This window comes from Planctomycetaceae bacterium, from assembly GCA_041398785.1.
Taxonomy (GTDB): Bacteria; Planctomycetota; Planctomycetia; order Planctomycetales; family Planctomycetaceae; genus JAWKUA01.
The window spans coordinates 1-12,186 of record JAWKUA010000041.1; the positions used below are offsets into that span (position 1 = coordinate 1).

9 protein-coding genes are annotated in these 12,186 nt (G+C 59.7%); all 9 read right to left on the reverse strand.

Translation table 11 applies throughout. From position 1 onward, the window contains the following. Positions 1 to 761, reverse strand: a 761-nt coding sequence (locus tag R3C19_26120) for a glycosyltransferase (GenBank protein ID MEZ6063838.1), incomplete at its 3' end; no start/stop codon positions are given. A gap of 171 nt (positions 762 to 932) precedes the next feature. Continuing rightward, positions 933 to 1,367, reverse strand: a complete 435-nt coding sequence (locus R3C19_26125) for an EamA family transporter (protein MEZ6063839.1) — start codon at positions 1,365 to 1,367, stop codon at positions 933 to 935. 54 nt (positions 1,368 to 1,421) lie between these two features. Then, positions 1,422 to 2,567, reverse strand: a complete 1,146-nt coding sequence (locus R3C19_26130; GenBank protein MEZ6063840.1) for a PilT/PilU family type 4a pilus ATPase — start codon at positions 2,565 to 2,567, stop codon at positions 1,422 to 1,424. Between the two features lie 347 nt (positions 2,568 to 2,914). Next, positions 2,915 to 6,343 carry a hypothetical protein gene (locus tag R3C19_26135; GenBank protein ID MEZ6063841.1) on the reverse strand — a complete coding sequence of 1,143 codons (3,429 nt, stop codon included), beginning with the start codon at positions 6,341 to 6,343 and terminating at the stop codon, positions 2,915 to 2,917. Positions 6,344 to 6,490: 147 nt separating this feature from the next. Then, positions 6,491 to 7,846: a glycosyltransferase family 39 protein gene (locus tag R3C19_26140; GenBank protein MEZ6063842.1), complete on the reverse strand. Its 1,356-nt coding sequence runs from the start codon at positions 7,844 to 7,846 to the stop codon at positions 6,491 to 6,493. Beyond that, positions 7,812 to 9,170 carry a sulfatase-like hydrolase/transferase gene (locus R3C19_26145; protein ID MEZ6063843.1) on the reverse strand — a complete coding sequence of 453 codons (1,359 nt, stop codon included), beginning with the start codon at positions 9,168 to 9,170 and terminating at the stop codon, positions 7,812 to 7,814. Before R3C19_26145 ends, R3C19_26140 begins: the two co-directional genes overlap by 35 nt. A gap of 205 nt (positions 9,171 to 9,375) precedes the next feature. Continuing rightward, positions 9,376 to 9,918 (reverse strand): hypoxanthine phosphoribosyltransferase, encoded by a 543-nt coding sequence (gene hpt, locus R3C19_26150; protein ID MEZ6063844.1) that lies wholly within the window; start codon positions 9,916 to 9,918, stop codon positions 9,376 to 9,378. Between the two features lie 101 nt (positions 9,919 to 10,019). Further along, positions 10,020 to 10,886, reverse strand: a complete 867-nt coding sequence (locus tag R3C19_26155; GenBank protein MEZ6063845.1) for a glycosyltransferase family 2 protein — start codon at positions 10,884 to 10,886, stop codon at positions 10,020 to 10,022. 105 nt (positions 10,887 to 10,991) lie between these two features. Next, positions 10,992 to 12,185 (reverse strand): hypothetical protein, encoded by a 1,194-nt coding sequence (locus R3C19_26160; GenBank protein MEZ6063846.1) that lies wholly within the window; start codon positions 12,183 to 12,185, stop codon positions 10,992 to 10,994. Between the last annotated feature and the right edge of the window lies 1 nt (position 12,186).

Sequence of the window (12,186 nt, forward strand, 5' to 3'; positions counted from 1 at the left end):
GGATCCCGCAGGAACGCGGCCAGTTCCCGTGCGATCGGCGGTTCGGTCCAGGATTCATCGGGCGGATGGAAGGCGGACAGGTCGACGGCCGGAGCAATCACTTCCATGCGATCCGGCTGGTAATGATCGTAAATCGCGTACTGCTGTTCGACTTCCTGATTGGTGCTGGTGACGACCAGTGAGGCCGTTTCCAGAGCGGTCTCTTCGGCTTCAATACGGGTGTGGAAGTGATATTTTCTGTCGAGCTGCTTCGGGTTTTTGTGGCCGATCAGCAGCCGCTGTTTCTTGACGCGCCCCAGCGAATGGCCGGTGAAGATATACGGAATGTGCAGCAGCCGCGCCAGTTGAGCACCCACGTATCCGGCGTCGGCATAGTGGCCGTGGATGACATCCGGAAGACCGTGGCGCCGAAAATGCACCAGCGTCTGGTCGATGAACATCTCCAGAAACGGCCACAGCGATTCCTTCTTCAGATAGCGCTTCGGTCCGAAGGGAATACGCACCAGCCTGGCTTTGTCCGTGATGGGTTCTTCGGTCTGAGCGTACTGTTCGTCGATATTCGGATCGATAATCTGCCGCGTCAGCAGTTCCACGCTGTGAACCTGCGGGTGCCGGGACAGCTCCGCGGCAAGTTCCAGAACATAAATCACCTGGCCGCCCGTATCCGCGTCGCGCCCCAGCTCCGGCTCCGTGGCACGAATCAGCCCGTGCAGACTGATCAGACAGATTTTCAGTTGGCCGATTTCGCGGGAAGTCGTCATTTCCAGGTGTTTCGGTTTCTGTCAGCAGTGTTGCGGTGGAGCCCCAGAATAGCCGACCATCACCGGAACGGAAACCGCGCGGCGGTCCGTTCAGCGTCCCGCGCGTGCGTGTGGAGATCTCGCGACGTTGTCTGCGGAGCGGATGGGCGGCACACGGACGAGTCCCGCGCGTCAGCGTTTGGCGGCCAGCATCAGCACACCGGCCGCGACAAGTCCGACGCCCGTCCATTCGCGAAGGGACAGCCGTTCGCCCAGAAACACGAAGGCGAATACGGCAACCAGCACCAGACTGAGCTTGTCGACGGGAGCCACTCGCGACGCGTCGCCGATCTGAAGCGCGCGAAAGTAGCAGACCCAGGAGGCTCCCGTTGCCAATCCGGACAGACTCAGGAACACCCACGTCTTCCGCGGCAGCAGCAGCGGGTTGCTCCACTTCCCCGTGATCGCGACAAACAATCCCAGCACGGCGATGATAATCACCGTTCGCACCAGCGTGGCCATGTCGGAGTCGACATCCTGCAGGCCGACTTTCGCAAAGATCGCCGTCAGCGCGGCGAACACCGCGGACAGAAGTGCCCAGTAAAGCCACGCGGAGGAATTTGGCATGTTCGTCGCCCGGCGCGGGTTGGAAGGATGGCTTTGAAGCAGGATCGGCCCGTGTTACAGAATCGACGGTCCCTTCACTTCGATGCCCTTGAGCTTCATCTTCAGTTCTTCGACGTTGGGTGATACTTCGAACGCTGTTTCGCGGCTGATGAATTCCCGCGTTACGAAGTCGTACAGGCTGTCATTGAACAACTGCATGCCTTCGTCTCTGCCGATGCGAATCGCGGCGGGCAGCTTTTCGTCTTCGTTTTCCATAACCAGCTTGCGCACGGTCGGGTTGAACGTCATGATTTCGACGATCGGCACACGGCCGGGTTCGTCGACGATTGTCTTCAGCAGTTTCTGGCCGACGATTGCCTTCATGCTCATTCCGATCGCCGCGCGGATCGCCGCGTGCATGTCGGCGGGGAACAGGTCGATGATACGGGGAATTGTGCCGGGTGCGCTGGACGCGTGAATCGTTCCGAACACCAGGTGGCCGGTTTCCGCGGCGTGAATGGCGGTTTCGAAGGTTTCGCGGTCTCGCATTTCGCCCACCAGCATGATGTCCGGGTCTTCTCGCACGGCGTGTTTCATCGCCACGTGGAAGTCGACTACGTCCTGGCCGATTTCCCGCTGGTTAATCAGGCACTGGTCCGACGTGTAGATGAACTCGATCGGGTCTTCGATCGTCAGGATGTGCTTGTTCATGTTGTGATTGATCCAGTCCAGCATCGACGCAATCGTCGTGCTTTTTCCGGACCCGGTGACGCCGGCCAGCAGCACCATGCCCTGATCGAACTTGCACAGTTGTTCCATGATCGGCGGCAGATACAGCTTGTCGAACGGCGGAATGAACCGCTCAATCCGGCGAGCCACCATGCCGACCTTGCCCAGTTGAGTCAGCAGGTTGACACGATACCGCCACGGTTCATCCTTGTAGATCACGACCTTGGAAAAGTCCGCGCCGCCGTCGCGATGAAAGATGTCCAGGTTGCGCTGGTCCATCATCGGAAATGTCAGATCCACCATCTGCCCTTCGGCGATGGGCGGCATTTCCAGTTCCTTCAGGTTGCCGCGAATTCGCAGGACGGGCGGGCGGTCCACCTGCAGATGAATGTCGGACGCCTTATGTTTGACGGCCAGCTTGAAGATCTTGTTGATCTCAATGTCTTTGTTCGGGTCAAAGGTCGACTTCAGCCAGTCTCGTGCTCGTGCCATGTGTTTGATTTTTCCGTTTTGCTGAACTAAGGCGATGGGCAGATGAGAATTTACCAATGCAGAGCGACATTTGCGTCATCCTCCCGTTGAAACGGGAGGGTCGCCGATCGAATGCCGTTCAGGCGTTCGATCGCGGGGAGGGCGTCGCACAGGGAACTCCCCTTGCTCGGACGCCCTCCCCTCGTTTGATCGCCTGCACGGCGATCAAACTTCGACCCTCCCGTTGAAACGGGAGGGTATGTTCTCATCGGCCGCAGGCCTATGAGTTGCGAAAAGCATCAGTGTCCGCCGCGGGCAGCATAACGGCGACAAGCGATGGAAAGTCCGCTGCACCGCCGATCGGGGCATTATCGAATGCGATTGCGCTGCGGCGGCGGTTGTGACCACGCCGCCGGAGCCATCGGAAGCTGAAAGATGTTCGGCATCACGAGTCCGGGAATGGGCCCCCCGGTGCGCGGATTAAACGCCTCCAGAAACTGACGCATGCTGTCGTCCAGGCTGCTGCCGGGGATGACGTGAGGGCGGCTTGTGGTACCGCGAACATCAACCTTGACCCATTGCGTGGCTCCACTGGTCAGCAGGTTGACAAGCGGGATGGAAGGAGCACGCGGCCTGGTAGGCTTCGAGTAGAAATCCAGCACCACGTCACCGCCGAACCCGACACTGCCGCGACCCCGCAGCGCCAGCGATTCGCCGACCAGATCAATCGGATCAAACTGAAACGCCTCGTCGGCGACGCGGAAACTGAACAGCGCGTAGTCAAAGGCCGTGCGGTCCTGAACGTTGAAGTTCAGTTGAGCCAGTCCTCCCAGCAGCTTCACCATCACGGGCAGTTCGTACAACGCGGCAGGACTGATCTGCAACTGGCCGCGCCCGGTGGCGTCGGCCGGAGACTTGCCGAGTCCCCGCAGGTGCAGCCACGCGGTCACAACACCCTTCAGGTTTTTCTGATCGGGCATGTGACGAGCGGCATAGGATTCCAGCAGGGCGTTTTCCAGTTCCAGCCACAACTGATATCCGCGATCTGTGCGAACATCCACGACCGCATCCAAAAACGCAACGCCTCCGTACGCCTGAGCCTTCAACCGCTCGTCGCGCGCAACAGTGTTGGTGTTCGCCGACGTGAAGACCTCCCGCGATCCCAGAACTAGGTCCGCTTCGGTCAGCGTGTATGGACCTTCCAGCCGGGTCAGCGGCATTTCCAGCACTTCGACGCTGTCGAATCGCAGATCGCCGCGATTCATCAGGTGCAGCCCGTCCCAGGAACCGTGGGCCGTGACCAGACCGAACATTCGGCTGACGACCAGGCCCGCGTCCATTCCGCAATCGCGCAGTCGCAGATTCATGTCCCACGCGGCCGTCGTATTTCCGGTTCCGTTGACCAGTCCCTGGAAGTCCAGTTCTGAGTTTTCGATCGATATCCGCCCGGCCTTGCTGAATCGCGTGACTGTGTTCTGCCACGACGCCGGCAGAGCGGCACGCAGTTCGTCATCGGGCTGCAGATCGACGGCCGTCAGGTTGTTCAGATGAATCTGCCACAGCCCGTCAGGAGTGACGCGAGCCCAGCAGTCGCTGGCAGAAATCGAAGCGCCCGCGTGAGTGGCCTTCAGCGAATGAATATCACAGAACTGATCTCCGGCATTGCGGGCATCATTGGGATCAAAGCTGGCCACGGCGGAATCGATCAGCATCCTGTACGGAAACGGCTTCGGTCGAATCAAAGCGTTATAGATTCTCACCGGCTGATCGGCCGGAAATCGAACAACGGCCGGCGAACCCTTCACAGCGGTCCAGTGGATTTCCGTCGTCAGATCGACCGAACCTTCAGGATCCAGAAGCTTCCAGATCTGCCGCTGAGGTTCGGAAAGGGCGTTGTACAGATCCGAGTCCAGCCGGCCGTTCTTTGCCTGAACCGTCAGATCCAGGACGCCCGGAGCCGGGAGGCCGCGGAATTCACCGAAGGCGGACAATTCCGCTTCGCGATGTCGGCCGGACAGTTCCGCAAACGTCCAGTGTTTGGTTGCGGAATCAAACGTCACTCGGCCGGAAAGCTGATCGATGTCATACGGAAACTTCGAAAACCGCATCGACGCATCATGAACGCGTGCATCAATCTTCGAATACGTGTGACGATCAAGTCCGGGCGGTCGATAGAACTCCATGCTGGCCGATACCTGGCCGGAAAGCCGCAGTGCGTTCAGCACGGGGCGGCTCTTTTCGTCCAGGGCGTCCCGAAACCGCCCGTCGATCGGCACGTCGGCGACATCCAGTCCGAATCGAAACTCCGTTTCCGGTCCGGGGTTTTTCCATAAGCCTCTGGACGTGAATCGCCGCGAACCGGCGTTGCCGGAGAGTTCGACTTTCATCAGGACATCGTCAGGACGCACGGTGGTCAGTGCGCCGTCGGGGATCGGGGTGTTCGCCGGAATCTGAACGACGGTCCCGGTCAGACCGGAAACGGGATAGCGAAACTTTTCATACACGACGCTGCCTTCGCGGAACTCCGCGTTCACGCCTTCCGGCTTCCATCGACCATCCGGCAGTCGCCGCAGCATGCCGGTCGCGGACACTTTCATTTCGGGCTGGAACATGTCGAACAGCCGCTGCGTCCGCAGATTGACAAACGGCTGCAGTTCCATCGTCACGGGAAAATTGAGGATTTCGAAACGGGCGACCGGCGGATCGGCGCTGGAAGCCGTCTGCATTTCAAAATTGCCGGTCAGGCTGGCATCGCCGTCTCGTGCCTGCTTCAGTTGGAAAATCAGGTGACTGTTATCTCGGTACAGCACCGCATTGACGTCGGTCAGGGTGACGGGAAACGCTGCCGATGACAGGCGTCCGTCCCGGATTTCCACCCGCAGCCGAAATTCCGGGACGCTCATGTCCGGGCCACCGGTCACGTCAAAGTCGACGTCCAGAATGCCGCGAAACAGCGGTGCGATCTCGCTGGTGCCAATCTGTAGAGCAGCCGACGACCGAGAAGCAGTCTGCGCCGGCGCTGTCAGTCCGGCCGTCGCCGGAAGTGCACTGCGCATTGATGCATCGATCTGCTGAAGCTGCTGTTCAATGCCGGGGTTGGCCGCCTGAGCCAGCCGGATCAATCCCTGGTCGGCCGTGACATCTTTCAACTGGCCGCCGATCGTCCATTTGCGTGACGCCAGATCCCAGGCTCCGGCGAATTTCAGCAGGCCGGCACCTGGTAGTTCGACGCCACCGTCCAAGTCATAGCCATGGCGAGACACCGGAATTGCCTGGACCTTCGGACTGGTCAGCAGCAACCGTGCGGTCGGGATGCCGTTGCCGTGCTGCAGATTCAACTGGACCCGCAGATCCTCGACCGTCACCAGCGGCAGTGCCGGCATTTCGGAACCCGGCGGATGAAACTCGTATTCCTGCCAGTTCCAGTGGCCGTCAGCAGCTCGGGAAAGCAAAATATCGGCGGACGCCAACCGAATGCTTTCAACGAAGACTCGCTGATGGTCAATCAACTGATGCGAATCGATGTTGACGATGATCTGCTTTGCGCGGAACAGCGGCAGATCTGTCCGGCGGTCGCGGATTTCCACGTTTGTCAGAGTAACCGCTTCCGTTCCGGACAGCCGCGTCGCTCCCAGCACCATCCGCAGCTCGGGAGCCGCCGCTTCAAAACGCTGCAGCAACTGCTGTTCGACCAGCGAGTCCTTCTGATTCCAGAAATAGATCCCCGCGCCGCCGACTCCAAGCGTCGCCAGCAGTACGATCAGCAGCATCCATTTGATGACCGCGAAGAACTTCATGCATCCATGCCGAAGAATCGCAAGCGGGAAAGAATCGGGATTCAGGAAGAGATAATCAAATAAGAAGTCTGCAGAAATCAGGGCAGGCAGGAGACATGAGTTATCCAGTGGGTTTGATTAGCCCGAATACCGGCTTCGCTGTCTTCCTTAATTGACTGTCTTCTCCATCTCTGTTCCCTGTGTCCGTAGATTCAGCAGCCAGCGCAGACCGCAGGCCGCCTGCACCGACATCGGAAATTCCACCGGAAGACGATACCTGACTGAGCCAACGAAGACCATATGAACCAGCAGAAACAGCAGGAACGGCCCCAGCACGACAACCCAGCCTTCCATGTCAAGCAATCTCGACCAGACTGCCCCGACCAACAACAGCAGGAACGCCACATACCAGATGATGCACAGCCCCTGAATTACGCGGTTTGAATTAAGTTGATTCGGCACGGGATTCAGGAAACGGACCGCCTTGACGAACGCCAGTTCCACGGCACGTCCAAGATGGTTTTTGACGAAATCGACCGCTCGATCTTTGTAGTGCCGGTTCATTTCGAATTCGGACATCTTCGAAAGAACGTTTTCGCGATCGAAGAACTGCATGTCGCTGGCGCCGGTGGCCTCCGGGTTCAGCCCATCGTACAAACTGGGACCGGACCAAAGCGAAGTGACAACCCAATGGCCGGTCACCGCGACATTGCGAAGTGTCCACGGCAGCATCGCCAGCCCGCAGCCAATCAGCAGGCCGGTGGCAATCACCACTCGGGCAGGAAATGATCGCCGGACCAGAATCGTCACGGCCAGGAAACAGAACGCCAGCCACGGCAGGAACCCCGGCCTCACCAATGACGCGGCCCCGATCAATCCTCCGACCAGGATCGCTCGCAGCCACAGCCGCCACGCACAGGTCTTGCCCGCCAGGGAATGCGGTAGTGCATTTCCGGTGACGATTGAACAGCCTTCCTGACCAGCCTGCAGCAAGCCGGTCAGCGCCAGCAGGCTGAGCAGCATCCAGAAGGTGAACCACGTTTCGGACAGAATGATGACGCTGTTGCCGACGTGCAGCGGATTGACGGCCACAAACAGCGCGGCCCAGAACCCGACTCGCCTCATCACCAGCCGCGTTCCCAGCAGATAGGTCAGCCAGCAGCAGGCGGTCCCGACAAAGGCCAGCACGATTCTCGCCGCGAAGATGCGGTCGCCGAACAGCCGGATCGACCCGGCCAGCAGCAGCGGAAACCCGGGCATCCGCAGGACTCGCCGCGGTGGCGTATAGATTTCATAGTCTTCGCCGGCGGCGATCTTTTGCGCCAGAATCCAGTAACCGTTCGAATCGCCTTCGATCAGAAACTGCCGTCCTGCGTCTTGAACGTGTCGTTCGATGACGATCGCGGCGAGTATTCGCAGCAGCAGAGCGATGACCAGCATGGCCAGGACCAGCGGTCGCCACTTCGCAGCCATACTGAATTCAGTGCGTTCATTGTCCGCTGACATCTTGAATCCAGTCGTCATGCAGCGATTCCAGGTCGCGGACGATCGCGGGGTTTTCGGCCGCGACGCTATGCAGCTCGCGCACGGATTCGCTGAGATTGACAAGGAAGCGGCTCTTGTCCGCACCTGTCAGTTCGGCCAGGTTGCTTGTGTCGCGAGGATTGCCGATCAGCTTCCAGTGGCCCTTTCGGACGGCCCACTGCGGATCGTCCCTGCCTCCGCCGGACTGCCAGTGAAAGACATCGTGTGGCGACAGTGCAACCGATGACCTGATCACGTCAGAAATGTCCTTCCCGTCGAATTCCACGCCGGATGCTGCCACGCCGCAAAGTGCTGCCAGCGTGGGAACCCAGTCGCAGCCGGTCGCCATTTGATCGCGAACTTCACCTTCCGGAAATTTTCCTGGCCAGGAGACAATCGCCGGAACGCGGATGCCGCCTTCGAACAGGCTGAATTTCGCGCCGCGGTAGGGGCCTGGATTTCCACCTCCGCCGAACGTGCGTTCTTCCGTGCTGTGACCGTGGTCTGACTGAAACACGACGATCGTGTGGTCTCGCAGCTCGAGTTCCTCCAACCGCTTCAGCACGCGTCCCACGACTTCATCCGTCGTGGAGACAAACGCGGCGTACATCCGCCGCGGAGCATCCAGGCCGGCATAGTGCGTTCGCCACTTGTCCGTTCCCTGCAGAGGATAGTGCGGCGTATTCAGCGCCCAATACAACAGGAAGGGTTGGTCGCGATGGTCTTCGATGAACCGAATTGCTTCGTTTGCCATCATGTCGGGGAAGTAGTGTCCGTCGTGAAATATTTCCGTCCCGTTTTTCCACAGGTCGTGCCGGTTCGGACCGTTCCAGTAGAAGAAGTGCGAATAGTTATCGATGCAGCCCCCCATGTGGCCGAAGGACGTTTCGAATCCCTGGCCGTTGGGCATCGTGTCGGGTGTATAGCCCAGATGCCACTTGCCAACGTGACCGGTTCTGTAACCGTCGGCCGCGAAGATTTCGGCTACGGTTTTTGTGGACGAAGGCATGCCGGACTGTCCCTGTTGAGACGAAACGTTTCCGGGAACTCCGGCTCGCTGCGGATACAAGCCCGTGACAAAGCCGGCTCGCGACGGTGAACACACAGGGGCTGCGGAGTAGAACTGCGTGAACCGGACTCCGCGCGCCGCCAGAGAATCCAGTTCGGGAGTCGCCAGATCGGTGGCGCCGTAACAGTTCAAATCGATGCTGCCCTGATCATCGGCCAGAATCATGATGACGTTGGGTTTGCGTTCGTCGGCCACCGCGACCGCCGCAAACAGGAAGACGACCGGAACGAACAGGACTCGTGTGCAGCGCTGCATGGTTCTCAATTCTCCGGAATGCGAATTCGGCGCCGGCGGCAGCACGGCTGCTGCAGTGGCATGCGCGCGATGACCACGCGGGTGCGGCTCCTGCCGAGCCGCGTGTTCCACTGGGCGCCGATGCGGCAGCGGCTCGGCAGGAGCCTCGCCCTCCCGAACATTCGATTGCACATGTTTACGCATTAAAATGACGCTTGGCAGACCATTAGCGATCGCATCGTCTCGCGTGGTCCAGGTCCGCCTGATCGGGGACACCGATATACGGCAGGTGACGGAACTCGTCGTTGTAGTCCAGGCCGTAACCGACAACAAACTCGTCGGGAATTTTGAAGCAGAAGTAGTCCGGTTCGATGTCTACTTCGGATCGAGCCGTCTTCCACAGCAGCACCGCTGACCTGACGCTGGCGGGGTTGAATTCCCGAACGGATTCGTAGAGGCCGACCATCGTGTTTCCGGTATCGAAGATGTCATCCAGAATGACGACATCGCGGCCGCGGAGATCGGGGACCAGAGAACTGTTGATCGTCAGCAGTCCCGGCGACGTGCGGGCGCCTCCGTAACTGGATGCCTGAATCATGGCGACTCGCAGCGGAACCGATGTCGCCCGGATCAGATCGGCCAGCAGGACAACACTGCCGGTCAGCACTCCCAGAATCGTCAGCGGCCGGCCGGAGTATTCCGCAGTGAGCACCGCGCCCAGTTCACGGACTCGGTCGCGAATTTCAGTTTCGTCGATCAGTGTTCGCATGGTCGGTGGCGCGGGCGGAATCGGGAATTGCGGAAGAGTAGATTCCTGTCGGAGGAATTCCAATCCGCGCCGGCGCTGCGGCGAATTGCGTGGCACTGACTTCAGTCGGCCAGTCCGAACCGGACGATGCACCAGATCGCCTGGAAGCCGTCCTTCCAGCCGATCTTTTTGCCTTCCGCGTAGGTCCGGCCCGAGTAGCTGACCGACGTTTCGAAGACGCGATAGCGGCGTCGGGCAATTCGCGCGGTGATTTCCGGTTCGAATCCGAAACGATTCTGTTTCAGCCGCGGTGTGAGTTCCCGAATCACCTCCGCACGAAAGACCTTGTAGCAGGTTTCCATATCAGTCAGGTTCAGATTCGTGAACCAGTTCGACAGCATTGTCAGAAAGCGATTGCCGACGTAGTGCCAGTAGTAAAGGACGCGGTGCGCCTTGTCTCCCAGAAACCGACTGCCGTAAACCACGTCGGCGCGGCCTTCGATGATGGGCTTCAGCAGCGACGGATATTCTGACGGATCGTATTCCAGGTCGGCGTCCTGAATGATGACGATATCTCCTTCGACGTTTTGGAAGCCGGTTCTGAGAGCCGCGCCCTTACCCTGATTCACTTCATGGAAGAAGACTCGCACGCGATTGAAGTCATCCATGCGGGAATCTTCCGCGAGCTGTTTCAGGATTGCGGCCGAATTGTCGCGGCTGCAGTCGTCGACCAGAATCAGTTCCTTTCGCACGGGCACTTCGCGGACGCGGTCGACCAGGTCCAGCAGCGTTTTTTCTTCGTTGTAGACCGGGATCACGACCGACAGCCGGATGTTGTCGGGAATGGGATAGAAGCCGGCGTGACGGCAGGCCGCCTCCCCAAGGTTTGACTTCTGGACTTCGTACCATTCCGGGGACCACGGCCGGACGATGTCGAAATTGGGAGAGTTCTGCATGGTCACGGAGGAATTGGGTTCGGACGGAATCATGGCGGCCGGGGACGTTCTACTGCCCACGGCGGATGCTGATGCTTTTCGGAATCTTACTGCCGCGAGTCTGAATGCCTCATTTTTCCGCTCGCGGTACAACTGAGTTCAATTCGTCGGTCCGGGGCGAAGCAGTTCAAGCAGACTCGGCAGAACCTCCGGGCCGCTGCAGACGTACAGGATCGAAGTCGCGCGAACCGGGCGACATCCTATACTCTGCGGGTATGTCCGCACCGTTCGTACGTTCTTTGCCACACAGGGCGACAACGAAAACTCCGGCGATCCTTCCGATTGCACCGGCGAACTCCCCGAATTGTGCCACCACGCGGCCACTTCGCCGGATTTCAGCAGAGTCCGCAGTTGCAGCGCAAGTCGACCCATCGTGAACCGGCCGTTCACGTCATTCGCCAGCCGCAGCCGTGAGTCTCCGTCGGCCGTTTCGTACATCATGCAGTCGATTCCCAGCGGCCCGAAGTATCCGGCATGCTGAGCTTCCCGGCAGATGCGATGACCGTGTTCGACGGCGGCCATCCAGCGGGAATCCACTTCGCCGGCAGCACGAATAATGCTGCCCTGATAGCGACCGACCGGATCGTTCAGCAGCTCTGTCGCTCCCAGAAAGTCGATGGAATCATCTCGGCCGATTTCAAACTGAAGTCCGCACTCCGCCTTGGTCCGCACCCACGGTTCGACATAGACGCCGCCAGGAAGCTGCAGGTGCTTGTCCAGCCAGCCGCGCTGCTGTGCATTGAGTTCCAGTCCAACGGCGATCAGACGGTTCCTTCCGGCGTGACTGATGTCGGGCTTGGCAACCCAGCGATCGTATCCGGACGCCGCCAGAGCACTGACCGCGCGGCGCCATTCGTCACGATCACTGCACAGCGTTCCGAATCCTCCGTCGAGCGCTGGAACGCCGGCATCGGAAGATCCGGCGACGTCATCAAACCGTGCGGAAAACCGGCGGCTGTTGACGTCCCGGACCACGTCGATCGGCGGCCATTCCGATTTGTCAGCCCCCAGCGACACGGCAAGTTCCGCCGCCACAGACGACCAGCCCCACGGCACCAGCCGGGCGCCGTTCATGTCGGCACTCAATGGCCGGAATTGGGCATGATTCAGGCAGTCCGGCAAGCCGGCGGGAATTGCGCTGTCGCGGACAATCACGGTATCGCCGGGTTCCGCAAGCAGGGCCATCAGAGGCGCAAGTTCGTCGGCCGCTCGCTTCGTTTCCGGAGTTTCCCTGGATGAGCGGCCGGTCAGTTGATCTTCGAACGTGAAGTTCGGAAGCAGCAGTCGCGGCATG

What these genes read in the sequence shown, in the direction of transcription:
- R3C19_26125 (MEZ6063839.1), bottom strand. Translation starts at nt 1,367, where the DNA reads ATGCCAAATTCCTCCGCGTGGCTTTACTGGGCACTTCTGTCCGCGGTG.
- R3C19_26130 (MEZ6063840.1), bottom strand. Translation starts at nt 2,567, where the DNA reads ATGGCACGAGCACGAGACTGGCTGAAGTCGACCTTTGACCCGAACAAA.
- R3C19_26135 (MEZ6063841.1), bottom strand. Translation starts at nt 6,343, where the DNA reads ATGAAGTTCTTCGCGGTCATCAAATGGATGCTGCTGATCGTACTGCTG.
- R3C19_26140 (MEZ6063842.1), bottom strand. Translation starts at nt 7,846, where the DNA reads ATGACGACTGGATTCAAGATGTCAGCGGACAATGAACGCACTGAATTC.
- R3C19_26145 (MEZ6063843.1), bottom strand. Translation starts at nt 9,170, where the DNA reads ATGCAGCGCTGCACACGAGTCCTGTTCGTTCCGGTCGTCTTCCTGTTT.
- hpt (MEZ6063844.1), bottom strand. Translation starts at nt 9,918, where the DNA reads ATGCGAACACTGATCGACGAAACTGAAATTCGCGACCGAGTCCGTGAA.
- R3C19_26155 (MEZ6063845.1), bottom strand. Translation starts at nt 10,886, where the DNA reads ATGATTCCGTCCGAACCCAATTCCTCCGTGACCATGCAGAACTCTCCC.
- R3C19_26160 (MEZ6063846.1), bottom strand. Translation starts at nt 12,185, where the DNA reads ATGCCGCGACTGCTGCTTCCGAACTTCACGTTCGAAGATCAACTGACC.